At 69.3% G+C, this 25,702-nt stretch carries 28 protein-coding genes; 12 read left to right on the plus strand and 16 right to left on the minus strand.

Annotation, left to right across the window (positions count from 1 at the left end; translation table 11 throughout):
• The first annotated feature begins 12 nt into the window (after positions 1 to 12).
• The 3 genes from DCN14_RS13520 to DCN14_RS13530 all read left to right on the plus strand — a co-directional run bounded on the left by DCN14_RS13520 (position 13) and on the right by DCN14_RS13530 (position 2,407).
• The gene (locus tag DCN14_RS13520) at positions 13 to 1,113 is read left to right on the plus strand and encodes an iron ABC transporter permease (RefSeq protein ID WP_096506533.1); all 1,101 of its coding nucleotides are present in this window, start codon (positions 13 to 15) and stop codon (positions 1,111 to 1,113) included.
• Between the two features lie 18 nt (positions 1,114 to 1,131).
• Positions 1,132 to 1,953 (plus strand): heme ABC transporter ATP-binding protein, encoded by an 822-nt coding sequence (locus tag DCN14_RS13525; protein WP_096506532.1) that lies wholly within the window; start codon positions 1,132 to 1,134, stop codon positions 1,951 to 1,953.
• 73 nt (positions 1,954 to 2,026) lie between these two features.
• On the plus strand, positions 2,027 to 2,407 hold the full coding sequence (locus tag DCN14_RS13530; protein ID WP_096506647.1) for a VOC family protein: 381 nt from the start codon (positions 2,027 to 2,029) through the stop codon (positions 2,405 to 2,407).
• Between the two features lie 54 nt (positions 2,408 to 2,461).
• Here the strand turns inward: DCN14_RS13530 and DCN14_RS13535 are convergent, their stop codons facing one another.
• On the minus strand, positions 2,462 to 3,073 hold the full coding sequence (locus DCN14_RS13535) for a trimeric intracellular cation channel family protein (protein ID WP_096506531.1): 612 nt from the start codon (positions 3,071 to 3,073) through the stop codon (positions 2,462 to 2,464).
• An 8-nt stretch (positions 3,074 to 3,081) separates the two neighbouring features.
• Entirely contained in the window at positions 3,082 to 5,193 is a 2,112-nt protein-coding gene (locus tag DCN14_RS13540; RefSeq protein ID WP_096506530.1) for a PBP1A family penicillin-binding protein, read from the minus strand.
• 205 nt (positions 5,194 to 5,398) lie between these two features.
• Here DCN14_RS13540 and DCN14_RS13545 point away from each other — a divergent pair, with 205 nt between their 5' ends.
• Positions 5,399 to 6,193 (plus strand): aminoglycoside phosphotransferase family protein, encoded by a 795-nt coding sequence (locus DCN14_RS13545; RefSeq protein WP_096506529.1) that lies wholly within the window; start codon positions 5,399 to 5,401, stop codon positions 6,191 to 6,193.
• Positions 6,194 to 6,303: 110 nt separating this feature from the next.
• Here DCN14_RS13545 and DCN14_RS13550 read toward each other — a convergent pair whose 3' ends face one another.
• From DCN14_RS13550 to DCN14_RS13565, 5 genes are all read right to left on the minus strand, one after another.
• Positions 6,304 to 7,140, minus strand: a complete 837-nt coding sequence (locus DCN14_RS13550; protein ID WP_096506528.1) for a bifunctional allantoicase/(S)-ureidoglycine aminohydrolase — start codon at positions 7,138 to 7,140, stop codon at positions 6,304 to 6,306.
• A gap of 807 nt (positions 7,141 to 7,947) precedes the next feature.
• Positions 7,948 to 8,376 carry a hypothetical protein gene (locus DCN14_RS13555; protein ID WP_096506527.1) on the minus strand — a complete coding sequence of 143 codons (429 nt, stop codon included), beginning with the start codon at positions 8,374 to 8,376 and terminating at the stop codon, positions 7,948 to 7,950.
• Between the two features lie 377 nt (positions 8,377 to 8,753).
• On the minus strand, positions 8,754 to 9,413 hold the full coding sequence (locus tag DCN14_RS13560) for an isoprenylcysteine carboxylmethyltransferase family protein (protein WP_096506526.1): 660 nt from the start codon (positions 9,411 to 9,413) through the stop codon (positions 8,754 to 8,756).
• Positions 9,414 to 9,604: 191 nt separating this feature from the next.
• Entirely contained in the window at positions 9,605 to 9,769 is a 165-nt protein-coding gene (locus DCN14_RS38410) for a hypothetical protein (protein WP_172441920.1), read from the minus strand.
• A gap of 231 nt (positions 9,770 to 10,000) precedes the next feature.
• Entirely contained in the window at positions 10,001 to 10,420 is a 420-nt protein-coding gene (locus DCN14_RS13565; protein WP_096506525.1) for an HIT domain-containing protein, read from the minus strand.
• Between the two features lie 248 nt (positions 10,421 to 10,668).
• Here DCN14_RS13565 and DCN14_RS13570 point away from each other — a divergent pair, with 248 nt between their 5' ends.
• Positions 10,669 to 12,087 (plus strand): serine hydrolase, encoded by a 1,419-nt coding sequence (locus tag DCN14_RS13570; protein WP_096506524.1) that lies wholly within the window; start codon positions 10,669 to 10,671, stop codon positions 12,085 to 12,087.
• An 83-nt stretch (positions 12,088 to 12,170) separates the two neighbouring features.
• Here the strand turns inward: DCN14_RS13570 and DCN14_RS13575 are convergent, their stop codons facing one another.
• The 6 genes from DCN14_RS13575 to DCN14_RS13600 all read right to left on the minus strand — a co-directional run bounded on the left by DCN14_RS13575 (position 12,171) and on the right by DCN14_RS13600 (position 17,705).
• A complete protein-coding gene (locus DCN14_RS13575) occupies positions 12,171 to 12,794 on the minus strand; it encodes a glutathione S-transferase (protein ID WP_096506523.1) in 624 nt (207 codons plus the stop codon).
• 71 nt (positions 12,795 to 12,865) lie between these two features.
• A complete protein-coding gene (locus DCN14_RS13580) occupies positions 12,866 to 14,365 on the minus strand; it encodes a TIGR01777 family oxidoreductase (protein WP_096506522.1) in 1,500 nt (499 codons plus the stop codon).
• Complete coding sequence (locus tag DCN14_RS13585) at positions 14,362 to 15,231, minus strand: DUF393 domain-containing protein (RefSeq protein ID WP_096506521.1); 870 nt, start codon at positions 15,229 to 15,231, stop codon at positions 14,362 to 14,364. Before DCN14_RS13585 ends, DCN14_RS13580 begins: the two co-directional genes overlap by 4 nt.
• A 78-nt stretch (positions 15,232 to 15,309) precedes the next feature.
• Positions 15,310 to 15,780, minus strand: coding sequence for a DUF2269 domain-containing protein (locus DCN14_RS13590; RefSeq protein WP_096506520.1), 471 nt, complete (start codon positions 15,778 to 15,780; stop codon positions 15,310 to 15,312).
• Between the two features lie 2 nt (positions 15,781 to 15,782).
• Positions 15,783 to 17,030, minus strand: a complete 1,248-nt coding sequence (locus DCN14_RS13595; RefSeq protein WP_096506519.1) for an SDR family oxidoreductase — start codon at positions 17,028 to 17,030, stop codon at positions 15,783 to 15,785.
• A gap of 141 nt (positions 17,031 to 17,171) precedes the next feature.
• The gene (locus tag DCN14_RS13600) at positions 17,172 to 17,705 is read right to left on the minus strand and encodes a MarR family transcriptional regulator (RefSeq protein WP_096506518.1); all 534 of its coding nucleotides are present in this window, start codon (positions 17,703 to 17,705) and stop codon (positions 17,172 to 17,174) included.
• A gap of 206 nt (positions 17,706 to 17,911) precedes the next feature.
• On the opposite strand from DCN14_RS13600, the gene fabV reads away from it, so the two are divergent.
• Positions 17,912 to 19,114: an enoyl-ACP reductase FabV gene (gene fabV / locus DCN14_RS13605; RefSeq protein ID WP_096506517.1), complete on the plus strand. Its 1,203-nt coding sequence runs from the start codon at positions 17,912 to 17,914 to the stop codon at positions 19,112 to 19,114.
• Between the two features lie 55 nt (positions 19,115 to 19,169).
• Here fabV and DCN14_RS13610 read toward each other — a convergent pair whose 3' ends face one another.
• Positions 19,170 to 19,874: an SDR family oxidoreductase gene (locus DCN14_RS13610; protein WP_096506516.1), complete on the minus strand. Its 705-nt coding sequence runs from the start codon at positions 19,872 to 19,874 to the stop codon at positions 19,170 to 19,172.
• Positions 19,875 to 20,217: 343 nt separating this feature from the next.
• On the opposite strand from DCN14_RS13610, the gene DCN14_RS13615 reads away from it, so the two are divergent.
• Positions 20,218 to 20,808 (plus strand): TetR/AcrR family transcriptional regulator, encoded by a 591-nt coding sequence (locus DCN14_RS13615; protein WP_096506515.1) that lies wholly within the window; start codon positions 20,218 to 20,220, stop codon positions 20,806 to 20,808.
• A gap of 43 nt (positions 20,809 to 20,851) precedes the next feature.
• On the opposite strand, the gene DCN14_RS13620 is transcribed toward DCN14_RS13615, so the two are convergent.
• Complete coding sequence (locus DCN14_RS13620) at positions 20,852 to 21,430, minus strand: hypothetical protein (protein WP_096506646.1); 579 nt, start codon at positions 21,428 to 21,430, stop codon at positions 20,852 to 20,854.
• Positions 21,431 to 21,723: 293 nt separating this feature from the next.
• On the opposite strand from DCN14_RS13620, the gene DCN14_RS13625 reads away from it, so the two are divergent.
• On the plus strand, positions 21,724 to 22,641 hold the full coding sequence (locus DCN14_RS13625; protein WP_096506514.1) for a DMT family transporter: 918 nt from the start codon (positions 21,724 to 21,726) through the stop codon (positions 22,639 to 22,641).
• Positions 22,642 to 22,695: 54 nt separating this feature from the next.
• On the opposite strand, the gene DCN14_RS13630 is transcribed toward DCN14_RS13625, so the two are convergent.
• The gene (locus DCN14_RS13630) at positions 22,696 to 23,226 is read right to left on the minus strand and encodes a GNAT family N-acetyltransferase (protein WP_096506513.1); all 531 of its coding nucleotides are present in this window, start codon (positions 23,224 to 23,226) and stop codon (positions 22,696 to 22,698) included.
• Between the two features lie 195 nt (positions 23,227 to 23,421).
• On the opposite strand from DCN14_RS13630, the gene DCN14_RS13635 reads away from it, so the two are divergent.
• The 4 genes from DCN14_RS13635 to DCN14_RS13650 all read left to right on the plus strand — a co-directional run bounded on the left by DCN14_RS13635 (position 23,422) and on the right by DCN14_RS13650 (position 25,689).
• The gene (locus DCN14_RS13635) at positions 23,422 to 23,799 is read left to right on the plus strand and encodes a metalloregulator ArsR/SmtB family transcription factor (protein ID WP_096506512.1); all 378 of its coding nucleotides are present in this window, start codon (positions 23,422 to 23,424) and stop codon (positions 23,797 to 23,799) included.
• Complete coding sequence (locus DCN14_RS13640; protein WP_096506511.1) at positions 23,762 to 24,247, plus strand: SRPBCC family protein; 486 nt, start codon at positions 23,762 to 23,764, stop codon at positions 24,245 to 24,247. The genes DCN14_RS13635 and DCN14_RS13640 overlap by 38 nt, the downstream gene beginning before the upstream one ends.
• A gap of 119 nt (positions 24,248 to 24,366) precedes the next feature.
• Positions 24,367 to 24,843: an SRPBCC family protein gene (locus DCN14_RS13645; protein WP_096506510.1), complete on the plus strand. Its 477-nt coding sequence runs from the start codon at positions 24,367 to 24,369 to the stop codon at positions 24,841 to 24,843.
• Between the two features lie 207 nt (positions 24,844 to 25,050).
• Positions 25,051 to 25,689: a 2-hydroxychromene-2-carboxylate isomerase gene (locus tag DCN14_RS13650; RefSeq protein ID WP_096506509.1), complete on the plus strand. Its 639-nt coding sequence runs from the start codon at positions 25,051 to 25,053 to the stop codon at positions 25,687 to 25,689.
• The last annotated feature ends 13 nt before the right edge of the window (positions 25,690 to 25,702 follow it).

Genomic DNA, 25,702 nt, shown 5'->3' on the forward strand with positions numbered 1-25,702 from the left:
CGGATCGCCCCGATGCCTGCTCATGCTTCGCCTTTCTCCGCATCGTCGCACCCGTCGAACGCCGACGCCAACGCCAGCGCCGCGCGCGTCGGCGCGTCGCGCCGCGTTGCGCCATTCGCGCTGGCCGCGCTCGCCGTCCTCGTGTGTGCGATGTCCGTCGTCGCGCTGTGCATCGGCGCCTACCGCATTCCGTTCGCCGAAGCGTGGGCCGCGCTGAGCGGCGACCCGGCCGCGCGGCAGGCCCGCGCGGTGCTGTTCGACATCCGCGCGCCGCGCGTCGTGCTCGCGCTGCTGGTCGGCGGCGGCTTCGGCGCGGCCGGCGCCGCGATGCAGGCGCTGTTCCGCAATCCGCTCGCGGACCCGGGGCTCGTCGGCGTGTCGAGCGGCGCGGCGCTCGGCGCGACCACGACGATCGTGCTCGGCCCCGCGCTGTTCGCCGCGCACGTGAGCGCGGCCGTGCTGCCCGTCGCCGCATTCGCGGGCGCGCTCGCGGTCGCGGCGCTCGTCTACCGGCTCGCCGCGTCGCGCGGCCGGCTCGCGCTGCCGCTGCTGCTGCTCGCCGGCATCGCGATCAACGCGCTGGTCGGCGCGGCGATCGGGCTGCTCACGTTCGTCGCCGACGACGCGCAACTGCGCTCGCTGACCTTCTGGAGCCTCGGCAGCCTCGGCGGCGCGCAATGGTCGGCGCTGGCGGCCGTCGCGCCGTGCGTCGCGATCGGCTGCGTGCTGCTCGCGCGCGACCGCGATGCGCTGAACGCATTGCAGCTCGGCGAAACCGAGGCATTGCATCTCGGCGTGCCCGTGCAGCGGCTGAAGCGGCGCGTGCTCGTCGCGGTCGCGCTCGCGGTCGGCGCGCTCGTGTCGTGCGCCGGCATCATCGGTTTCATCGGCCTCGTCGCGCCGCACTGCGTGCGCCTCGCGTGCGGCCCCGACCAGCGCGTCGTGCTGCCCGGCGCCGCGCTGCTGGGCGCACTGCTGACGCTTACCGCCGATCTCGCCGCCCGGACGGCGGCGGCCCCCGCCGAGATTCCGCTCGGCGTGCTCACCGCGCTGCTCGGCGCGCCGTTCTTTCTCGCGCTGCTGTGGAAAAGCCGCGGCGCGCTCGGCGGCTGAACCCTTCATTCACCGATCATGCTGACCGCCCATCATCTCGACGTCGCCCGCCGGCATACCGCCGTGCTCCGCAACCTGTCGCTGTCGATCGAACCGGGCCGCGTGACCGCGCTGCTCGGCCGCAACGGCGCGGGCAAGAGCACGCTGCTGAAGACCTTCGCGGGAGAGCTGACCGGCAGCGTCGCGCCGAACGGCGTGCGCGTGACCGGCGACATCACGCTGAACGGCGAGCCGCTCGCGCGCATCGACGCGCCGCGGCTCGCCTGCCTGCGCGCCGTGCTGCCGCAGGCCGCGCAGCCGGCGTTTCCGTTCAGCGTCGACGAAATCGTGCTGCTCGGCCGCTATCCGCATGCGCGGCGCAGCGGTGCGACGTCGCGCCGCGATCGCGACATCGCGTGGTGTGCGCTCGAACGCGCGGGCGCCGACGCGCTCGTCGGACGCGACGTGACGACGCTGTCGGGCGGCGAGCTTGCACGCGTGCAGTTCGCGCGCGTGCTCGCGCAGCTGTGGCCGGACGACGACGCGCCGGAAACCGCTCCGCGCTATCTGCTGCTCGACGAACCGACCGCCGCGCTCGATCTCGCGCATCAACACCGGCTGCTCGATACCGTGCGCGAGGTCGCGCGCGAATGGCGGCTCGGCGTACTCGCGATCGTCCACGATCCGAACCTCGCCGCGCGGCATGCGGATACGATCGCGATGCTCGCCGACGGCACGATCGTCGCGCACGGCGCGCCGCGCGACGTGATGACGCCCGCCCATATCGCGCGGTGCTACGGCTTCGCGGTGAAGAGGGTGGAAACGGGCGACGGAGCGCCGCCGGTCATGGTGCCGGTGTGACGCCGGTACATGAACCGGCTGCGTGCTGCGCGGCCGACATCGCCATTCGCTCATCGCCTTCCAGGAGACGCCCATGCCGCTTCCGATGACCCGCATCATCCTGTATGTGCAGAACGTTGCGTTGCTGAAGACGTTCTATCGGCAGTATTTCGGTCTTCCTGTCATCGAGGCAATCGACGACGAATGGGCCGTGCTCGACGCCGGTGCGATCGAGCTCGCGCTGCATCTGGCCGGCCCGGCGTTTCGTCACGCGGCAGCGACGCCCGCGCGCGCGGATGCGAACCACGTGAAGCTCGTCTTCTCGATCGACACGGACATCGACGCGCATCGCGCGCGCCTCGTCCGCGATCGCGTGACGGTGCGCGCGCTCAAGCGCTACGACGGCTTCGCGTACCGGATGTACGACGGCGTCGATCCGGAAGGGAATGTGTTCCAGGTGATGCAGCCGGACTGAATGCGGGCGCGACGGCGTATCCGTCGCGTCGCCGCTTCCGGCGCACCTGCCCGCTCAATGCTCGAGATCCGCGACGCCGAACGTCCGCATCTTCCAGCCCAGCCGCACCGCGAGCATCCGCATCGTGAAGCCCGCCGCCAGCGCGACCGCCGTCGCGACGCCCGCGTCGATGCCGACGTGCTGCATCCCGACGTACAGCGCGCCCGTGACGAACGCGACGCTCGCATACAGCTCCTCGCGCAGGATCAGCGGCATCTCGTTGCACAGCAGGTCGCGCAGCATCCCGCCGCATACCCCCGTGATCGCACCGGCGAGCACGACGATGATCGGCGCGGTGCCCGTCGACGCGCCGACGTCGCAGCCGATGATCGTGAACGCCGCGAGGCCGATCGCGTCGACGGTGACGAACAGCGTCTTCATCCGCGCGACGTGCCGCGCGGCCCACGACGCGACGGTCGCCGCGGCGAGCGTGATCATCAGGTACCCGGGATGGGCGATCCAGCCGAGCGGATAGTGGCCGAGCAGCACGTCGCGCACGGTGCCGCCGCCGAGCGCGGTCACCGCGCCCACCAGCGCGAGCCCGAAGCGGTCCATCCCGCGCCGCATCCCCATCAGCGCGCCCGACATCGCTTCCGCGACGATCGCAATCAGATAAAGCGTATGCATCGTGTGCCTCAGTCTTCGGTACGGAACAGGTCGAGCACGCGCTCGCGCTCGGCCGCGTCGACGGCTGCCGGCATCGGCGCGTCGGGTTGGCCGTCATTGCCCGGCGCATCGGACGCCGACGCGCCGCCGCACGCATAGCGGCTGCGGATGAACGGCGGCACGTCGGCGGTGCAGGTGCCGCGCAGGTATTCGGCGTACACGAAATCGCCGTCGGCGAGCGCGACGTCCTGCGGCGGCGTCGCCTCGAGCGGCGTGCGTCCGTCGACGGCCGTCTTCATGTAGTCGAGCCAGACCGGCAGCGCGAGCGACGCGCCGGTTGCGCGCCCCATCGGCCGCGGCGTGTCGTAGCCGAGCCACGCGACCGCGACGATGCCCGACGAATAGCCCGCGAACCAGACATCCTTCGAGCCGTTCGACGTGCCCGTCTTGCCGGCCGCGTCGTCGCGGCGCAGCGCGAGCGCGCCGCGCGCGGTGCCGGTGCGCACCACGTCGCGCAGCATGCTGTCCATCACGAACGCGTTGCGCGCCGACACGACGCGCCCGCCGTCGGGCACGGGTGCGTCGTACAGCGCACCGCCATGACGCTGCTTCACCGACAGGATCAGGCGCGGCACCATCCGCATGCCGCCGTTCGCGAACACGCCGTATGCGCTCGCGAGTTCGAGCGGCGTCACAGCACCCGCGCCGAGCGCGAGCGGCAGCGACGGCGGATTGCGCTGCGCATCGAAACCGAAGGCCGCCGCATGCTGCTGCACGTAGCGCGGGTCGGCCGCCTGCATCAGGCTGACCGCGACGAGGTTCTTCGAGCGCACGAGCCCGCGTCGCACCGGAATGAAACCTTCGTAGTGGTTGCCGAAATTGCGCGGACGCCACGGCCGCGCGCCGGTTTCCGCATGCGTGAGCGTGCGCTGCGTGTCGTCGACCAGCACGCCCGGGAAGTAGCCCTTCTCCAGCGCCGCCGAATAGACGAACGGCTTGAAGCTCGAGCCCGGCTGGCGATACGCCTGCAGTGCATGGTCGAACACGTTGCGGTTGAAATCCGCGCCGCCGACGAGCGCGAGCATGTCGCCGGTCGCCGCATCCAGCGACACGAGCGCGCCTTCGAGCCCGTTGCGCGCATCGCGCTTCGCGCTCTGGCGACGCAGCGTGCGCGCGAGGGCGGCTTCGGCCGCGCGCTGGTCGCGCATCGAGATCGTCGTGGTCACGTCGAGGCCCAGCGTATAGGCATCGTCGTGAAAGCGCTCGACCATCATCCGGCGCGCGCGCTCCGCGACGTACGGCGCCGCGACGATGCCGGGCGGCGGCGTGGTCGCCAGCGCGATCGGCGCGGCGACCGCCGCGCGGTACGTCGCATCGTCGAGCTGGCCGAGCGCGTGCATGCGGCCGAGCACGTAGTCGCGCCGTACCGTCGCGCGCGCCGGATTGACGACCGGGTTGAACGCCGACGGCGCCTTCGGCAGCCCGGCGAGCACAGCCGCCTCGCCCGCGTTCAGCGCGTCGAGCGGCTTGCCGAAATACACGTGCGCGGCCGCCGCGAAACCATACGCGCGCTCGCCGAGATAGATCTCGTTCATGTACAGCTCGAGCAGCTTGTCCTTGCTGTATGCGCGTTCGAGCTTGATCGCCATCAGGATCTCGACGAGCTTGCGGCTCAGCACCTTGTCGCGCGTCAGGTAGAAGTTGCGCGCGACCTGCATCGTGATCGTGCTGCCGCCCTGCCCGGGCTGCCGCGTCACGACGTTCGCGAACGTCGCGCGCGCGAGGCCGCCGACATCGATCGCGCCGTGCTCGTAAAACTTCGCGTCCTCGGCCGCGAGCAGCGCGTGCCGCATCAACGGTGGAATGTGCTCGAGCGGCACGAACTCGCGGCGCTCGATGCCATATTCGGCCAGCAGTTCGCCGTCGCGCGCGAAAATCCGCAGCGGCAGCGCGGGACGATAGACGGCCAGATGCTCGACGGACGGCAGTTGCGTCCAGATGCGATGGATCGTCCATGCGCCGATGCCCGCGCACGCGAGTGCCAGGCCGAGCAGCGCGCCCGCGAGGATGCGCCATGTGCGGCGACGTGGCGATGCGGGACGCGGAGACGGCGGCGGAGGGGAAGCGGTGTGGTCGGTCATTCGGGTTCCTTCTTCGATGCGGCGACGGCGGGCGCGCACCACGCGCCCATCCGTCACGAAAGGCGCGCATTGTCGAAGGGATGCCGGAATACCGGAACAATCTTTAGCCAATGTTTGGCTGGCTAAATTTTATTTAGGAATGGATGTTCATTCGGACAGTCGAATCGCTCGGCGCGAGCGTCGCTTCGCCTGTACCATCGTCGGCATGTTCGACACCTACCTGCGCCTGTGGGACCTCGTGCCCGACGGCGGCCCCATCCTGACCGCGAGCGGCGGCGTGCTGCCCGTCGCCTGGCACGCGCGGCCGGCGATGCTGAAAATCGCCACGTGCGACGAAGAGCGTCGCGGCAATGCGCTGATGACGTGGTGGAACGGGAATGGCGCCGCGCGGGTCTGGCTGCACGACAGCGATGCGGTGCTGCTCGAACGCGCGCAGCCCGCGCCGACGCTCGCCGGCCTGTCGGCCGCGGGCCACGACGACGACGCGCTCCGGATCGCGTGCGACGCTGTCGCACGGCTGCACGCACATCGCGCCGCCGCGCCACCCGAACTCGTGCCGCTGCACGACTGGTTCTATTCGCTGCTGTCGTACGACGCGGACGACGACGTGCTGTGCCGCTCGGCCGCGACCGCGCATCGGCTGCTGGCCGGGCCATCCGTCGACGAAGCGGTCCTGCATGGCGACATCCATCACGGCAACGTGCTTCACTTCGGCGATCGCGGCTGGCTCGCGATCGATCCGAAAGGCCTGCGCGGCGACCGCGCGTTCGACTACGCGAACCTGTTCTGCAATCCCGCGCACGACATCGCGGTCGATCCCGCGCGCTTCGAGCATCGCGTCATGCTTGTCGCCAACGCGGCGCAACTCGACCGGCGCCGGTTGCTGGAATGGATCCTCGCGTGGGCCGGCCTGTCGGCGATCTGGCTGATGGAAGACGAACAACCGCCCGACACGCGGCTGCAGGTCGCGGCACTCGCCGCCGCCGCGCTCGACGTGTAGCACGCAACGCGCGCCACACGACAACGTCGACAACGCCCCGCCGCCGCGCCAATAAAAAAACCCGCCGGCATTCACCGGCGGGCTTGCGCATCCGACTCCCTGCGCGATGCTCAGCGCGCAGGGTTCAGCGTCAGGTTCATGTGACGGTTCACATCTTTGTACAGCAGGTAGCGGAAGCGGCCGGGGCCACCCGAATAGCATGCCTGCGGGCAGAACGCGCGCAGCCACATGAAGTCGCCTGCCTCCACCTCGACCCAGTCCTGGTTCAGGCGATAGACGGCCTTGCCTTCGAGCACGTACAGGCCGTGCTCCATCACGTGCGTTTCGGCGAACGGGATCACGCCGCCCGGCTCGAACGTCACGATGTTCACGTGCATGTCGTGACGCATGTCGCTCATGTCGACGAAGCGCGTCGTCACCCATGCGCCGTTGGTGCCCGGCATCGGGATCGGCTCGACGTCCTGCTCGTTGGTCACGAACGCTTCCGGCAGCGGAATGCCGTCGACGACCTGATAGTGCTTGCGGACCCAGTGGAAACGCACGGCTGCATCGCTGACGTTGTGCAGCGTCCAGTCGGCGCCCGGCGGAATGAATGCGTAGCCGCCCGGCTTCAGCGTGTGCTGCTTGCCCTGCAGCGTCAGCTCGGCCTCGCCTTCGACGACGAACAGCACGGCTTCGGCGTTCTTGTCCTGCTCGGGCTTGTCGCTGCCGCCGCCCGGGTTCACTTCGACGATGTACTGCGAGAAGGTTTCGGCGAAACCCGACAGCGGACGCGCGATCACCCACAGGCGCGTGTTGGTCCAGAACGGCAGCCAGCTCGTGACGATGTCACGCATCACGCCCTTCGGAATGACGGCGTACGCCTCGGTGAACATCGCGCGATCGGTCAGCAGATCGGTCTGCGGCGGGTGGCCGCCATGCGGCGCGTAATACGTTGTCTTAGACATAAAGCATCCAGGCAATGGGTTGGTCCGGCCCCGGGTAAAAACGGCAGCCGCGGCACACAGGCGCGTGGGGCACGCATGCGGCGGCGGAACATCGTTGCCGGGGTGGCTTGAAAGCGCGTGCGCCTTCGTTCGGTCGGCCAGGCTTCGCGACGGGTCCGCCCGGTTCAGCGGGCGGTGCGACCCATGCTTGTGGGTCCGGCGGCCGGGCCGCGGACACTCGGAGTCATGCGGCGGGGCACGGGGGACGGCACGGTTCGATTCCGTACGCGGGCAGCGTTGACGATAGCGAAGTCGATCCTGATCGACCAATTAAATGTTGCGATGACATCCATTCGATTTCCCACTACCTGCCGGCGTCCGCGACGGCCGGTGAACAGGCAGGTCGCGCGGTTTGCGTATCAGGGAAATCCTGATGCGCAGGTTCGCGGTGCGGTGCCGGTGAAGGGCCCTACGCAGGCGCGATACGGACGATCAGGAGAATGAAGGATGAGCAGATGCCGCACTGCTTCGATCACGCACGCGCGTCGGCTTCAGAACGTGACGTGGCGTGACGGTAAAGGACGCGCATCGGGCACACGGGGATGCAACCGGCGATGTCGTCGCCAGGCGGGAGAGGTCGGGCGGAAGGGAGAGAATGCCGGCCTCGTCGATCGAGGCGGACAGGATGTACTGCTGAAACCGCGGAAGGTGGCCGGTCCGGCCGGCGATGGCGGCCCGGCTCGGACTGCCGGGCCGACCGTCGGATCGGGTGCTGACGCGTCGGGCGCGCCGGTGCGCAAGCCGCGCACCGCGCCGCGCCCGTGGCGCTTAGTCCCAGTGACGGTTGTGGCGATGCTTGCGGTGGCGATAGCCGTGATCGCGCTCGGACGAGCTGCGCGACATGTTGCCGCCGAGCGCCGCGCCGGCGCCGCCGCCGACTGCCGCGCCCAGCAGGCCGCCCGTGCGGCCGCCCATGGCGTTGCCGGCCGCGGTACCCGCGCCGCCGCCGAGGGCGCCGCCGATGATCGCGCCGGTGCGCTCGCGACGGTTCGACGTCACGGCGCCGCCGGCGCCGCCGCCGATCGCACCGCCGATGACGGAGCCCGTGCTGCCGCCAACCGCGCCGCCGACTGCTGCGCCGGCAACCCCGCCGAGCGCGCCGCCAAGCGCGTTGTTCAAGTCACCGGCCATTGCCGGCAGTGCGGTCGCGCCAGCCAGGGCGGCGACGACGAGAGCGGGGGCGATTTTCTTCCACATTCCCGTATTCTTCCTTGTTCGCAATCTGGTTATCGAAGGTCCGCTCGCGATGACGATCTGAACCGATCGACGTCGATCCAGGCATTGTGCCGAATCCCGGACCAATTCATTTCAATGAGCTTGCGGCGAAGAATAGCACCGCTCCCGTCTCCTTGCCGTCGACATTCTGGTAACAAGTTGTTTACGAAAATGGAAGCTTCGGCAGGCCGGCGAAAAAGCCGCAAACGCCCGCCGGACGGGCGTCCGGGCGATTCCCGCCCACCTCGGCGGAATGGCCGCGGGCACCGGAATCGCCCGGTCGAGACACACGTGGCAACACATCGGGCACGCGCGGCGAGCCATGCCGGCTGCAACCGGTCATCCGGCGTCGATGAGGGTCAGTACACGCCCGGGAGCAGGCGCCAGGTTCGCGCGAAGTACGCGTCGTATTCGGCGCCGAACTGTGCGCGCAGCAGCGCTTCCTCGGAGCGGATGCGCGCAACCAGCGGCACCAGCATCAGCGCGACCAGCAGCAGGCCGACACCCGAGCGGAACGCGCACGCCCAGCCGATCGAATTGACGAGCAGGCCGAGATAGCTCGGGTTGCGGATGTAGCGGTAAATGCCGCCCGTGACCAGCGTATGGCCCGGCTGGATGGCAACCAGCCCGCTGAAGCGCTTGCCGAGCACGAATACGGGCCAGATGCGCAGCACCCCGCCCGCGACGTACAGCACCACGCCGAACCACCGCACCGCCTCGCCGCCGAAGGTCCAGACGTCGAGCCGGTCGGTCAGCGCGGGCAAATAGGCCAGCAGGAACCCGCTTGCCCCGAATGCCGCGAGCACCCAACGGTTGTCGCGGTTCTCGCGCTCGCCGGCGCTCAGGTTGCCTTCGGTGAACATCGCGGCGAACGCCAGCGCGAGCGTCACGACGACGACGACGATCAGTTGCGGATGGGAGAAGAAGGCGGCGAACCCGCCGATGCCGAGCACGGCGAGCCCGAGATAGACGAGCGTGGAAACGCTCGACACGATTGCGACCTTGCGCGTGACGGACATGGCTGCCTCGCCGGGATGGGCCTTCCTGCGAAGTATAGGAACCCGGGCGAGCGATGCGCCGACGCGTCGTGACACGGTGCGCGCGTCGGCCCTGGTGATGGCGATGGCGGCGGCGGCGCGGCGCCGAACGACGCGGCCGATCGATGTGCGGCGCAGCACGCGGGCCGGACCCGCATGCGCGTACCGCCTGCTCAGCGGATGCGGAAGTTGCCGCCGATCCCGACGCTGATGGGCGGCGCGTAATACGCCGGCGCATAACCGTAGTAGCCCGGCGCGGGCGCGTACCCATAAGGCGGTGCAACGTAGCAGCCGGACAGGCCGCCGATCAGCGCAAACGTGATGAGGACTTTGTACATGGCTCGATTCCCGGCGAAAAGGACACGTGGCACCTTGCGAACGCCGGACCGCCGCGACCTGCGACGACCGGCACGAAGAGGCGATGCGCCCTTCCTGTCGCTCGATGAAACAATGCGCCGAGTCTAGCGCCGGGCCCGCGCGGGCGAGTTTCGCGAGCGGTTACACGTGTTACCTCGCGTCACCGCTGATACAGATGCGCCGCGCCACCCGTACGGCGAGCCGTGCCCGCGTTACACGAAATGGGTGCGAATGCGCTGCGCGACCGATTCGAGCGCCGCCGCGTCGGCGATGTCGCGCGCGTGCATCCGCAGCTCGACGCCTTCCCAGCGCGGGATCACGTGGAAATGCACGTGCGGCACCGTCTGGCCCGCCGCCGCGCCGTTGAACTGGCCGATGAACACGCCGTCCGGCCCGAGCGCCGCGCGCACGGCCGCCGCGACGCGCTGCGTCATGCGGATGCCGGCCGCGGCCGCATCGCCGGACAGCTCGAAGATCTGTGCGGCAGGCTCCTTCGGGATCACGAGCACGTGACCGTCGGCCTGCGGCATGAGATCCATGATCGCGATGGTTTCGTCGTCTTCGGCGACTTTCACGCACGGCAGTTCGCCGCGCAGGATTTTGGCGAACGGGTTGTTGTTGTCGTAGGACATGGCGTTTTCCGATAGCGGTTTGACGGGTTTGACTGGCAGGAGAGCAATGCCGGACGATTATCGGCCGATGGCCGGTTCGAGTTCAACTCGTCCTTTGCCGTACCGGCCCGCCGATCGCCAGGGCGCGAAGCCGGAAAGCGCACGCGGCCGCCATCCATTCGTCACGCAACCGCGATTGCGCCGCGTCGCCCGAACCTGCGACACTGCCGCATCGCTGCCGGCCGGCACGCCACCGAGGACGCTCGCGCATGACGATTTCCATCAAATCGCTGATCCTGCGCGGCGCGGCACTCGCGGTCGTCGCCGCGATCGGCTACACGGGCTACATGCTGTCCCGGCTCGCGCCGATCGCGACCGGCTATGCGGCGAAGGCGCTGTGTTCGGGCGTGTTCGTGTCGGGCCGTCCGGCCGCGTCGGTGATCGACATCGACATCATGGCCGGCGTGCATCCGCTGCTGAAACTGGTACGCCCGTCGATCGATCCCGAGCATCGTCGCGCCGTCGCGACCTTCGCCGGCTTCGCGCAACGCGAAGCGGACTTCCGGCCCGGGCTCGGCTGCACGCTCGCGCTCGGGCCATCGCCCGGCGTGCTGCCGGCCGCGCTGCCGCCCGTCCCCGATCCGCCGCCCGCGCAAGCGGCGCCCATCGCATCCGTCGCGCCGATCGTGCCGCCCGCCGGCATCGATGCACGCAAGCTGCAGGCCGCGCTCGATCGTGCGTTCGACGAATCCGATCCGGCGCGGCCGCGGCGCACGCGTGCCGTCGTCGTGATGTGGCGCGGCCAGGTGATCGCCGAACGCTATGCGCGCGGCTTCACGGCCGACACGCCGCTACCCGGCTGGTCGATGACGAAAACCGTGACGGCCGCGCTCGTCGGCATGCTCGTCGCGCAACACACGCTGTCGCCGGATGCGTCGGCGCTGCTGCCCGAATGGCGCGGCAGCGGCGATCCGCGCGCGGCGATCACGCTCGACGAACTGCTGCACATGACGAGCGGCCTGCAATTCAACGAGGACTACGACGACCCGCTGTCCGACGTCGCCGTGATGCTGTTCACGCAGCCCGACACCGCGCGCTTCGCGTCGTCCAGGCCGCTCGCCGCGAAGCCCGGCACGCAGTGGTACTACTCGAGCGGCACGAGCGCGATCGTCGCGCGCGTGATGCGCGTCGCGATGGGCGGCACCGAGGACGACTACCTCGCGTTTCCGCGCCGCGCGCTGTTCGCGCCGCTCGGGATGCGCAGCGCGGTGTTCGAGCCCGATGCGTCCGGCACGCTCGGCAGCGCGTCGTTCATGTATGCAAGCGCGCACGACTGGGCGCGCTTCGGGCAGTTCCTGCTGCAGGACGGCGTGTGGAACGGGCAGCGGCTGCTCCCCGAAGGCTGGGTGCGCTACCTGACGCGCGCGACGCCGCTGTCGCCGCGCGAGGAATTCGGCGCGCATCTGTGGGTGAAGGTGCCGGAGCCGTTCAACGATACCGGCTCGGATGCGCGAACCCTGCCCGCCGACGCATTTCATGCGGTCGGCCATGAAGGCCAGTTCGTGAGCGTGGTGCCGAGCCGCCAGCTGGTGGTCGTGCGGCTCGGGCTGTCTCGGCCGGAATCCGCGTGGAATCACGAAAGGTTTCTCGAACGCGTGCTCGACGCAGTGCCCGCGCCGGGCGCGTGACGGCCGGCGCGCGGCTTCCGTGATGCGGGCGGTGACACGGCGGCGGCGGCCGACGCCGCACACCGCCCGCTACTGGCGATGCATTACGGATTCGCGCTGCCCGCGTACTGCTTGAAGCCTTCGCGCGTCGCGAGACGGTCGATGTAACGCTTCGCCGCCGGGAAATCCGGGTGCTCGAACGGCGTGCCGAACCAGCGGTTCACCGACAGGCCGATCGGAATGTCGGCGAGCGTGAAGTGGTCGCCGGCCACGTATGCGCCGGTCGCTTCGAGCTGCGCGTTCAGCACCGTCATGAGCTTCGTCCAGCCCGCGATCGACTGCGCGATCACCGCCGGATCCTGATGATCGGGCGACTTGCGCACGAGGCCGAGGAACGCGCCGACCCAGGAACGGTTCAGGTCGGCCGCCTGCCAGTCGATCCACTGATCGACCCGCGCGCGTGCCTGCGGCTCGGCCGGATACAGCGCATCGCCGCCATAGCGGTTCGCGAGGTAGCGGATGATCGTGTTCGATTCCCAAAGCACGAAATCGTCGTCCTTGATCACGGGCACGAGCGCGTTCGGATTCAGCGCGAGATAGGTCGGGTCGTTGGTCGTGCGAAAGCCCGAGCCCCAGTCTTCCTGTTCGAACGGCAGGTTCAGCTCGGTGCACAGCCACAGCACCTTGCGGACGTTGATGGACGGGATCTTGCCGAGGACGTGCAGCATGCAGTCTCCTTGTGAGGTCGGATGCAGGGCGTTCGGGGCACTCGACCGGCCCGAACGGGTATCCGTCGAATTTATACACGACCTCGGGGCGAACGGCAGGCCGCGCGCGCAAAATCGGTGTGCGGCCGGTCGGTCAGGTCGCGCAGCGCGTGCTCGGCCGTCGGGAACCGGAACATGAATCCGTCCTGGTGCAGCCGTGCCGACATCACGCGCTGCCCGTCCAGCAGCAGCTCGGCCATCTCGCCCATCGCCAGGCGCAGCGGTGCGGCCGGCACGTGCAGCCAGGCGGGACGCCGCAACACCTTCGCGACGACCTGCACGAACTCGCGCTGGGTCACGGCCACCGGCGCGACCGCGTTGTAGACGCCGCGCATGCCGCCGTTCGACATCGCGCGCGCGATGATCCGCAGCACGTCGTCCCGGTGAATCCAGCTCATCACCTGCGCGCCGTCGCCGAACCGGCCGCCCAGGCCGACGTAGTGCGGCAGCAGCATCGGACGCAACGCGCCGCCGGGGCCGAACACGATGCCCAGCCGCAGCACCACCGTACGCACCCCGTGCCGCTCGAGCGGCTGCGCCGACTGCTCCCACTGCCGGCACAACGCCGACATGAAGCCGCTGCCGGCACGGCTGTCCTCGTCGAGCCGCTCGTCGGCCGGCCGCACGCCGTAATAGCCGATCGCCGACGCCTGGATCCACGTGCGCGGCTTGACCTCGGCGGTCTCGACCCAGCGCATCAGCGCCTGCGTGACGTCGACACGGCTGGCGAGCAGCAGCGCCCGGCGACGCGCGCTCCAGCGCGCGCCCAGCACCGGCGCGCCCGCGAAATTGACGACCGTGTCGAAACGCTCGTGCGGCTGCAACTGCGCGGCGGACGTCACGCTGCGCACCCGGCCGTGAAACTGATAGGCCGCGCGCAGCGGATCGCGCGCCAGCAACGTGACCGTATGCCCCGCATCGAGCAACTGGTTCATGAGGATTTCGCCGATGAAGCCGGTCCCGCCGGTCACGAGCACGTTGCCGGCCGGCTGCCCGACGAACGGATTGGCGGCCGGCGCGCGCCGCGCGACCCGGCAGGCCGCGATGCCGTCGCGGATGCCCGACAGCGTCACGCCGACGGCGAACAGGCCGAGCAGCCAGCCGCGCCAGCCGGAATCGAGCGCGCGCAACGCGGTCGGCTCGTGCGCCCACGCAGCCAGCTGCATCGCGAGCATCCCGAACAGCGCCCCGCCGTTGACGGCCAGCAGCGTGTGCAGCACGCGCTCGGTCGCCGGCAGCTTGCGGCTTTGGTCCTCGACGACGAAATCCCACAACGTCAGCGCCACTTCGACGAGCACGACCGCCGCGATGGCCGCCACCCACGCGCCGTGAAAGGCGACGTTCGCGATCGACGCGAACACGACACCATAGAGCACGGAACGCGCCGCATGAATCGTCAGTTCGAGCCGCGCGCGCGGGCGGTGCGGCAGGTCCTGCGTGAGTTCGTGGTGGTAAAGCGTATCGAGTGCGCCCATCGCGCCCTGCACGATCAGCAGATCGAGCGCCCAGTGAAAAGCCGGCAGCGTGTTCATGCGGTATCCCTCCTCCACAACCAGACGAGCGGCGGTACCATCGCGACGAGCGCCGCGACATCGGCCGCCACGTGGCGCCCGACCTGCGCGTGCAACGACAACAGCAGGTCCTGCGGCGCCCAGATCAGCAGGCCGGCCAGCAGCCATCCCCACACTTCGCGTCTGCGCAGCCGGTTGCCGAGGTGCACGAGCGCCAGCATCCAGACCGATGCGCATTGCAGCGTCGCGCCGAACAGCGACAGCCACCAGATCTGCTGCGCGCGCGCCGCGCCGGGTGCCGTTGCGGCCCAGAAATGCAACTCGATGCGCCGGTGATATGCGTCGAGCCACGACGCCCCGGCGACCCACGGAAGCGCCGCGCCGACCAGCAGATGCACGATCGCCGCCGCATACATCCAGTTCACGACGATGCGACGCACGTTGTCGCGTGCAGGTCGATCCGTTGCCGTGTCGTGCGCGGCCGTGCCGCTACCGCACGCCCGGGCATCGCAGCGCGCTTCGGCGCGATAGCCGAGCCAGCGCGACACCGCGTACCGGTTGCGCGCGACACGGCGATACAGCGGCGCGAACGCGTCGCGCACGACCGGCGCGCGCAGCAGCCAGACGAGCCCGTGACGCCCGACCAGCGTATAGGCGGCCACGATACTGTCGATGCCGGTCAGCATGCGTCCGTCGGGCAGGCGCGCATGCAGCTCCCGATTCATGGCGGAGAGGTCGACGCCCAGCGGCGCGGGATCGAAGCCCGGCGCGGCGATATCGACGAAGGCCAGCCGGTGTCGCGTGTCCCGCGCGCCGAGACGCCTGATTTCCGCCGCGCATAACGGACACCGCCCGTCGAAGTAAAGAACCAGTTCACTCGAGCTCATGCTTTGCACTCCTTCTTTTTATCGCCAGCATCCGGAATCGATCGACTGCGTGGAACTGCCTGCGCGGCAGCGACGCGCTTACATCGGCTTGAGCACCATCAGGAAGTAGACGGTCAGCATCGCGAAGAACGCCGGATAGCCAAGCAGCTCCCAGCGCTTCGCATAGCGCCAGTAGCGCTCCGGCAGGGTGGCGTCGCCATTCGCGTGCGCGAGCTTCGCCATCGAGGCCAGTTCGATCTGCAGCCACACGACCGGCAGCCAGCACACCCCCGCGATCGCATACAGCACGATCGACGCGACGAGCCACGGCGTATCCCACTGCCAGCCGGCCGTGTGCGCGAGCCACAGCCCGGACGCGGGCTGGAACAGCACGGCCGGCGTCGTGAACCACCAGTCCGCGCGCACCACGAGACGCGACACGGCCGCGATCGCCGGCACCGAGCGCGTGCGGTTCGCGAAGAACAGGTAGAACGCGGTGCCGAAGCCGGTGCCCACCATCAGCACCGAGGACAGGATATGCAGCGTCTTGACGATCAGATAGATATTCATTTTTATTGCTCTTCGGCAAACAGGATCAGCAGGATCGCGAGAATCGGCACGTTCTTGAGCACGGGGCCGAACGGTTCGGCGAGCAGGGCCGGCATCGTGACCGCGATGACGGCCGAATACGCGACGATCAGCGCGCCTTGCGCGACCCACAGGCGACGGGACGGCGCAACGACGGTCGCCACGCCGAACGCGAAGTCCAGCGCGCAGGCCGCGTAGAGCGCGATCAACGCGGGCAGCCCGGTCAGGTGGGCGTGCGCGAGCATCGCCAGGCTGTCGCTCCGCGGATGGACGAATGCGCTGACGATGGCCGTCCAGATCCAGACGATCGCGAGCGCACCGCGCAGCAACGGCCGCCGCCACATCGCGAGCGCGTCGTGGCGCAGCACGGCCGCGTCCGCGCCGATGAAATGTCGCAGCCCGCGCGGCGGCCGGCCCAGCACGGCCGTGATGGCGGCGGGGTCGCCCGTGTTGCCGCCGCGCAGCATCGTCCACGTGTCGCGGGTCAGCATCGCGCCCGGGATCGCGCCGGACAGCGCGGCCGCCGCCCCGACCAGCGGGCCCGGCAGCGCGATACGCGCCGCCGGCCGAAAACCGAGCGCCGCACGATAGCCGCCCAGCATGTCGCGGTACTCGACTTCGTCGGCGCCGACGGCGTCGATGACGCGCTCGCCGGCCGCCGGCGCATCGACGAGCCGCGCGACGAGTTCGGCGAGATCGTCGACATGCACGGGGCGCAGCCGTTGATGGCCGCCCGCCGGCAGCACGTGCACGGGCAGGCTCGCGAGCATCCGGAAGAACCGCGCCGACGTGCCGGACACGCCATAGACGAGCGCCGGACGCACGATCCGGGAATCGAGCGGCAGCGTCTGCAGGAAGCGGTCGGCCGCGTGCTTGCTCGCGAAATACGGCGTATCGCCGCGTTCGACGCCCAGCGCGGAAATCTGGATCACGCGCCGCACGCCGGTGCGGCAGCACGCGGTGAAGAGCGCGCACGGCGCCGCACGATGCACGGTGTCCAGCGTCGCGCCGCGCCGGTCGGCGAGGATGCCGACCGCGTTGACCACCACGTCGACGCCCTCCAGCCGGGGCAGCCATGCATCGGCGTCGACGTCCTTCGCGAAGTCGATTTCGACGTCGCGCGGGCCGGCCGCACGACGCACGCCGCGCAGCACGCGATGGCCGCCGGCTTCGAGCCGCGCGCTCAGCGCCCGCCCGATGAAACCGTTCGCGCCGCAGACGAGGATGTTCATGCCGCACTCCGTCGTGCGGCATGGCGGCGGTTCGTCAGCAAGGCCATGGTCATCGCCATCCTATATTTACAGTTATTTCTGTACAGACAGAAATATGAAATCCAAAAAAAGCGGGCTGTCTGCCCGCACGTCCGGTGCCGCTTACTTCGGCGACTTGCGCCGGACCGTCTGGCTGATCTTCGCGCCGATGCCGAGCGCCTTCATCAGCGTGTCCGGCTTCAACCGCAGCATTTCGTCCGACCAGGTCGTGAGCGTCTCGACGAACTGCAGCGTGTCGCGGATGCGCTGCTCGGTCTCGCGGCTTTCGTCGGCGATCTCGGGGCTCGTCAGGCAATCGCGAAGCACCGTGAGCGTCGGTTCGATCTCGCGCTGGCGCCGCCCTTCGACGATCAGCTTGAACAGTTCCCAGATGTCGGTCGACGTCTCGAAATGGTCGCGGCGATCGCCCAGCACGTGCACGACCTTCGCGAGCCGCCACGACTGCAGCTCCTTCAGGCTCGTGCTGACATTGGAGCGCGCGACGTTGAGCGTCTCGGCGATCTCGTCGGCCGCGACGGGCCGCCCGGCCAGATACAGCAGCGCGTGGATCTGCGAGACGGTGCGGTTGACGCCCCACCGCGAGCCCATTTCGCCCCAGTGGAGAATGAATCGTTCGGCAATCGGTGTGAGTTCCATGTCGGTGAATTTAGTTTTTTCAGTTATTTCTGTCAAGAGAGAAATTAATCGGCGAAGACGCGATGCGCCGCCCGGACGGTCCGGCCCCGCGCGGCGGCGGCCGCCGTTACCGCCCGCCTTTGCCGCCCTGCCCGCCCGCTTCCATTACAATGCGCGGGATTTTTCCGATTTCAGGCCGTCCCCGCCTTTCTGACTAGAGGTTCCCCATGATCATCAAACCGCGCGTGCGTGGCTTCATCTGCGTGACGACTCATCCCGTCGGCTGCGAAGCCAACGTCAAGGAACAGATCGACTACGTGACTTCGCACGGCCCGATCGCCAACGGCCCGAAGAAGGTGCTCGTGATCGGCGCGTCGACCGGCTACGGCCTCGCCGCCCGGATCTCGGCCGCATTCGGCTCGGGCGCGGACACGCTGGGCGTGTTCTTCGAGCGCGCCGGCAGCGAAACGAAGCCGGGCACGGCAGGCTGGTACAACAGCGCCGCGTTCGAGAAGTTCGCCGCTGAAAAGGGGGTCTATGCGCGCAGCATCAACGGCGACGCATTCTCCGACAAGGTCAAGCAGATCACGATCGACACCATCAAGCAGGATCTCGGCAAGGTCGACCTGGTCGTCTACAGCCTCGCGGCACCGCGCCGCACGCATCCGAAGACGGGCGAAACGATCAGCTCGACGCTCAAGCCGGTCGGCAAACCGGTCACGTTCCGCGGCCTCGACACCGACAAGGAAGTGATCCGCGAAGTGTCGCTCGAGCCGGCCACGCAGGAAGAGATCGACGGCACCGTCGCCGTGATGGGCGGCGAGGACTGGCAGATGTGGATCGACGCGCTGGCCGAAGCCGGCGTGCTGGCCGACGGCGCGAAGACGACCGCGTTCACGTATCTCGGCGAGCAGATCACGCACGACATCTACTGGAACGGCTCGATCGGCGAAGCGAAGAAGGATCTCGACAAGAAGGTGCTGTCGATCCGCGACAAGCTGGCCGCGCACGGCGGCGATGCCCGCGTGTCGGTGCTGAAGGCCGTCGTCACGCAGGCGAGCTCGGCGATCCCGATGATGCCGCTCTACCTGTCGCTGCTGTTCAAGGTGATGAAGGAAACCGGCACGCACGAAGGCTGCATCGAGCAGGTGTACGGGCTCCTGAAGGACAGCCTGTACGGCGCGACGCCGCACGTCGACGACGAAGGGCGCCTGCGCGCGGACTACAAGGAACTCGATCCGCAAGTGCAGGGCAAGGTCGTCGCGACGTGGGACAAGGTGACGAACGAGAACCTGTACGAGATGACCGACTTCACCGGCTACAAGACGGAATTCCTGCGTCTGTTCGGCTTCGAGATCGCCGGCGTCGACTACGACGCGGACGTGAACCCGGACGTGAAGATCCCGGGCATCATCGACACGACGGTCTGACGACCGGGCCCGCCGCGCGCGAGCGCGGGCGGCGGGCCGTCTTCCACGAGCGGCGTCAGGCCGGCGCCGCCTCGTCCAGATACACACCGTCCGACAACGTGGCCTTCACCTGCCGCGTGAACTCGTCGGTGGACACCTCCTCCGCACCGGATTCGATCGCGTCGTACGCCTGGCGCACGACGTCGGCCGGCGTCGCCTTGGGTACGTCGAGGCCGCGCGTCAGGTCCGTATCGATGAAGCCGGCGTGCAGCCCGACCACCTGCGTGCGCTGCTCGCGCAGCGAATGCCGCAGCCCGTTGGTCAGCGCCCACGCGGCCGATTTCGACACGCCGTAGCCCGACAGGATCGGCCGGTTCACCCAGCTCGCGACGGACAGCACGTTCAGGATCGCGCCGCCGCCGTGGCCGGCGAGCGTTCCCGCGAACGCACGCGACATCGCCAGCATTCCGAACACGTTGGTCTCCAGGTGGGCGCGCAATGCGTCGACCGCACCGTCGTCGGTCAGGCTGCCGAGCCGCGCGATGCCCGCGTTGTTGATCAGCAGCGTGACGTCGCGCGCCGCGTCGGCGGCCGCGGCGACCGCCGCCGGGTCGGTCACGTCGAGCTTCACGGGCACCACGCCCGGCAGCGTCACGCTGGCCGGATCGCGTGCGCCCGCATAGACCTTGCGCGCGCCCCGTTCGAGCGCCTGCTTCGCGAACTCGAGGCCAAGCCCGCGGTTCGCGCCCGTGATGAAAACGACTGCACCTTCGATCTTCATGATCGTTCCTTTCCGAGATTCGATCCCGTCCGCGCCGGTTCGCCGCGCGCCCGGAATCCGGTGAAAAACCACGCTGCCTTCGCGCACCGAACCGTTGCCCCGCCGGTGCCGGAAGCCGGGCCGCCATCCCGCCGCCCGCGCCTCGCCGCACCCAAGACTCCGACCGACATCCATCCGTGCCGAGCCGGTTGCTTCGCTTCGTCCGCGAAGTCGGCTACACTTGATCTCAATGTCGATCACCATCGTCTTTGCGACGCATAGTGCCAGCGCGATTCCGGTACGTCAATGGTGATCGCCATTGTGATTTTCAATCGTTGCAATTGATGGAATGAGGGAGGGATCGATGGGCGTCTCGAGACAACAGGCCGCCGACAACCGCAACGCGATCGTCGCGGCCGCCGAGCGGCTGTTCCGGGTGCGCGGCGTCGACGCGGTCGGGCTGACGGAATTGATGAAGGAAGCCGGCTTCACGCAGGGCGGCTTCTACAACCATTTCAAGTCGAAGGACGCGCTGGTCGTCGCCGTGATGGACAAGGCGGTGCAGGATCGCGCCGATTCGCCGAACGCCGGCAGCGTCCCGGAACAGGTGACGGCGTACCTGTCGGGCGCGCATCGGGACGACGTCGAAGCCGGCTGCCCGCTGTCGGGCTTCGCGGGCGATGCGCCGCGGCTGACCGATGCGGCGCGCGCCTGCTACACGCGCGGCGTCGCCGCGTATCTCGACCGGCTGGAACGCATGGTGGCCGCGGAAGGCGCGGCCGCGGCCGACGCGCGCGGCGACACGATCGCCGTCTTCAGCCAGATGGTCGGCGCGCTGGTGCTGTCACGGGCGGTGGCCGGCACCGATCCCGCCCTGGCCGACGAGATTCTCGATGCGGCGCGCCGCGCGCTCGTCGGGCAGCACGCCCCCGACGATCCAGCCGTGCCGGCATAACGGCACGGCGCCGTTCGCGGGCGTGCCTACCGCATCGCCATCGCTATTGGATCGCCCTCGCCGCATCCCACAACGGCTGCTGGCCGAGCGCCGCATGCCACGTTTCGAACTGCGTGCGCCATGACTCGAACGGCTCCATCAGCGGATGACGCGGATCCCCGCTGAGCGAATACGCCATCCCTTCGATCAGCCAGCGCGGCTTGGTCGCGACTGCGAGGTTGCCGAGCACTTCGGCCTGCCGGTGATGGATCAGCTCGTGCGCGAGAAAGTAGGTCTGCCAGCCGCGCGGCGCCACGACCACGCCGAAATCCCCGAGCGTCAATGCCGCGCGTTCGCCGAGGCCGAAAGCATCCGCGCACGCGCGCGTCGAGCAGAACACGACGCGCGGCGCATCGCGAAACCGGCCCACGGCCGCCGCCGCGCGCGCATAGCCGTCGCGATAGAGCTGCCGCGCGTCGCCGAGCTTCGCGGCATCGTCGATGCAGATGTCCGCGCGCGGACACGACACGCCGGGCAGCAGCGCGGGCGCGACGACGCGCAGCGGCTTGACGAGCGCGTAAGCGGCGATCGGCAGCGCGACCAGCAGCCCCGTGAGGGCGAAAGCGACGTGGGAGCGTTTCATCGTGGCGGCCATTCCGTTGGCGTTCCGGTGGAGTGTTGCAGCACGAATATATCGGAGCCGCGCCGCCGCCGGCCGGCTTTTCCGGCCGCGTGGCTTGCACATCGGCGGCGCGGCCGGTGACGCGCGACGGGAGAGGTCGCCGGAGCGTCGCATCGCGGCCCGCTCGGGTTGTCATTCCGCCTGACCATTAAGACGTTTTCCGACTTAATTTCACCCGAATAATATATTGGACGCATTACCGGAAGCACCGCATCCTTGCCGCACATCGACCCGCCGCCCCGCAAGGACCGCACATGAAGCACAACGAATGGCTCACCGGAATCGGCTATGGACTGCTCGCGGCACTCATCTGGGGCGGTTTTCCGGTCGTCACGCGGCTGGGCGTCACGCATGCCGCGCTCGACGCGTTCGACATCGCGTTCATCCGCTTCGCCGTATCGGGCACGCTGCTGCTGCCGGTCGTGCTGCGTCGCGGCGTCCGCTCGCTGCGCCCCGCGGCGATCGTGCTGATGGTGACCGGCGCCGGCGCGCCGTACATCCTCACGGTCGCGGCGGCGCTGAGCCGCGCGCCGGTCGGCTACTTCGCGCTGACGCCCGGCAGCATGATCGCGTTCACGGCCGTCCTCGGCCGGTGGATCGCGCGCGAGACGCTGCCCGCCGCACGGATCGCCGGCATCGTCGCGATCCTGGCCGGGATGGCGCTGACCACCTCCGACGCGCTGAGCGGCGCGATCGGGCCGCTCGCCCTCGCGCTGTTCGTGCTCGGCGGCCTGCTGTGGGCCGTCTATAACGTCACGACGAAACACGCGGCCGCCGGTGCGCTGCATGCGACGGCCATCGTGTCGGTCGGTTCCGCGCTGCTCTACTGCCCGCTTTATCTCGCCGTGCGCGGCGGCGCCGTGCTGCACGCGCCCGTCGCGGCCATCGCCACGCAGGCGATCTACCAGGGCGTGCTGATGTCGGTGCTCGCGCTCTACTGCTTCAGCCGCGCCGTCGTCGCGCTGGGGCCGGCGATCGGCGCAACCTTCGCCGCGCTGATGCCGCTGCTCGCCACGCTCGAAGCGGCGCTGCTGCTCGGCGAACGACCGCACGCCGCGGCGCTCGCCGGCATCGCGGTCGTCACGGCCGGCATGATCGTGAGCCTCGTGAGCCGAAGGCAGTCGGGAGAACCGCGTGCCGTCGCGCCGCCGAAGCCGATCGCGAACGGGTGACGCGGCATGCGGCGCGGGTGTCGCCGATGCGCCCGCTTCCAGCGGCCGACGACGTTACACGAGCTGCTTGTGAAAATACGTCGTCGCGCACAACGCGCCGTCGGGCATCAGCGCGTAGTTCGGCACGATACCGACGCGCTGCCAGCCGGCCCGCTCGTACAGGCGCTCGGCATCGCCGCCCGTCACCGTGTCGAGCACGAGCACGGTCTTGCCGGCCTCGCGCGCGGCGTCGTCGGCAGCCGCCATCAGACGCGCGGCGATGCCCTGCCGGCGCGCACGGCGGGACACGAGCATCTTTGCGATGTCCGCGCGATGCGGCTGGTTCTCCGGCTGCCCGGTCACGACCTGGACGGTGCCGACGATCCGGCCGGCGGCGTCCTCGGCGACGAGCAGGATGCGCTCGCCGCTCGCGACCCCGTCGGCGACGCGCGTCCAGAACGCGACGGCCGTCGCGCGCGCGATCGGCAACATGAAGCTGACGGACGCGCCGCCTTCGACGCAATCGATCAGCACGTCGGCGAGCGCGTCGATGCAGGCGTTCGCTTCGCTCGCGTCGACACGGCGAACGGTCACGGGTTCTGTCATACCCTCTCCGGTATATCAGGCGGGGCACGCGTTCGGTCGGCGTGCGCCCGGATCGCAAGGCATGCCGCCGCGCCGTCGCGCATGCGCAACGGCGGCAGGTGCTCGGAAACACGGCGCCCGGCCTGATCGGCGCGTGTTATCGCCCCATCATCCTACGCGACGAAAATTCTCCGTGCATTGCCTATACTTAGCCGCATGGCTAACTTTCAACCCGGCATCGACGACGTCTTCCACGCCCTCGCCGACCCGACGCGCTGCGCAATCGTCAGCGCACTCGGGGGCGGCGGGCGGACCGTATCGGAACTGGCCGCGCCGTTCGACATGGCGCTGCCGTCGTTCATGAAGCACGTCGCCGTGCTCGAACGCAGCGGCCTCGTCCAGACCCGGAAAGACGGCCGCTCGCGCACCTGCGAGCTGGTCGGCAGCCGGCTGGCGGAAGCCGAGCAGTGGCTTGCCGCCCAGCGCGCGCTGTGGGAAGCACGCGCCGATCGTCTCGTGGAATTCGTCGAACGCCGCCACCAGGAGGACTCAACCCATGTCAGCCAGCCACGTCGACCCCGCCGCAACCCATGACCTCGTCATCACGCGCACGCTGCGCGCGCCGCGCCAGGCGCTCTGGCGCGCGTGGACCGACCCCGAACTGCTGAAGGAATGGTGGTGCCCGAAACCGTGGACCACCGAAGTCCGTGCGTTCGACCTGCGCCCGGGCGGCGCCTTTCACACGTTCATGCGCGGCCCCGACGGCGGCACGAGCGACAACCCCGGCTGCTTCCTTGAAATCGTGCCGCAAGCGCGCATCGTGTTCACGTCGATGCTCACGGGCGGCTGGCGGCCGCAGGTGCCGTGGATGGGCTTCACGGCCGTCATCGCGATGGCCGACGACCACGACGGCTGCCGCTACGAAGCACGCGTGATGCATCCGGACGCGGCGACGCGCGAGCGCCACGAGGCGCTCGGCTTTTTCGAGGGCTGGAACATCTGCATCACGCAGCTCGACGAATTCGCGGCCGCCTTGCGCTGATCGGGTACACATGCGCGGCCATTGCATGCCGCCACGCACGCGCCTAGGATTCCTGAAGGAAGCACGACGACACGCCGGCATCCGGCGTGCACCGTCGCGCGCGCTCCGCGGGAGGGCACATGCTGCGCACGCACACGCATTCGACCCGGGTCAGCCGGCACCTGAACGCCCCGCGCGGGCGCGTCTATCGCGCGCTGCTCGACCCGCACGCGGTCGAACAATGGAAAGTGCCGGACGGCATGACGTGCCGCGTGCACGCGTACGACGCGCGCGAAGGCGGCGCGCTGCGCGTGTCGCTGAGCTACGACGATTCGTCGAGCGGCACCGGCAAGACCGCCGCGCACACCGACACCTATCACGGCCGCTTCGTGACGCTCGTGCCCGACGAGCAGATCGTCGAAATCGACGTGTTCGAAACCGACGATCCGATGCTGCGCGGCGCCATGACGATCACGATCACGCTGTCCGACGAAGCGGGCGGCACGCGCGTCGACGCCGTGCACGACGGTGTGCCGCCGGGCGTGCCGGCCGCCGACAACGAAACCGGCTGGCAGATGGCGCTCGCAAGGCTCGCGACGCTGGTCGAGAAGGGTTAGTGCGGGGTTAGTACGCACTCGCGTCACGCGGTAACGCCCGCATGCTGACTGCGGCTGCAGCGGGCGCGGCGTCATCACGGGTGCCGCCGGTCCCGTCCCGGCCCCTGCGGCAGCGCAAAACGCCGCCACGTGCGACACTGGCCCGCATTCGCGTGCGCGCCCTGCCCGCGCACGCCCCATCCGGACACGCATGAGGAGACCGATGCGATGAACGCCGCGCGCACCGCCACCTGGTATTTCGATTTCGTTTCGCCGTTCGCCTATCTGCAGCAGGAACGGTTCGATCAACTGCCGCCTGCCGCCGCATACGAGCCGAAGCCGATCGTGCTCGGCGCGCTGCTCGCGCACTGGGGCCAGAAAGCGCCGGCCGAGATCGCGGCGAAGCGCACCTTCACGTATCGCCACGCGCAATACCGCGCGAACAAGCTCGGCATCGCGTTCCGGATGCCGCCCGCGCATCCGTTCAACCCGATCCGGCCGCTGCGTCTCGCGATCGCGATGGGCGGCTCGCCCGACGCGATCCGGCGGATCTTCCGGCACATCTGGCGCGACGGCAACGACGTCTCGACGCCGGACGGCTTTGCCGCGCTGTGCGACGCGGTCGGCTTTCCCGAAGGCGTGACGGCCGTCGAAACCCAGGCGGTGAAGGACGCACTACGCGCGAACACCGATCAGGCGATCGCGCACGGCGTGTTCGGCGTGCCGACCTTCGAACTCGACGGCGACCTGTTCTGGGGCGACGACGCGACCGACATGTTCGTCGACTGCGCGACGTCCCGCGCGTGGCTCGATTCGCCCGAAGTGCGCCGCATCAGCGCCTTGCCCGAAGGCATCCGGCGCGGCTGACGGCGCGCACGGC

It is taken from the genome of Burkholderia sp. IDO3 (genome assembly GCF_003366075.1).
GTDB classification, from domain to species: domain Bacteria; phylum Pseudomonadota; class Gammaproteobacteria; order Burkholderiales; family Burkholderiaceae; genus Burkholderia; species Burkholderia anthina.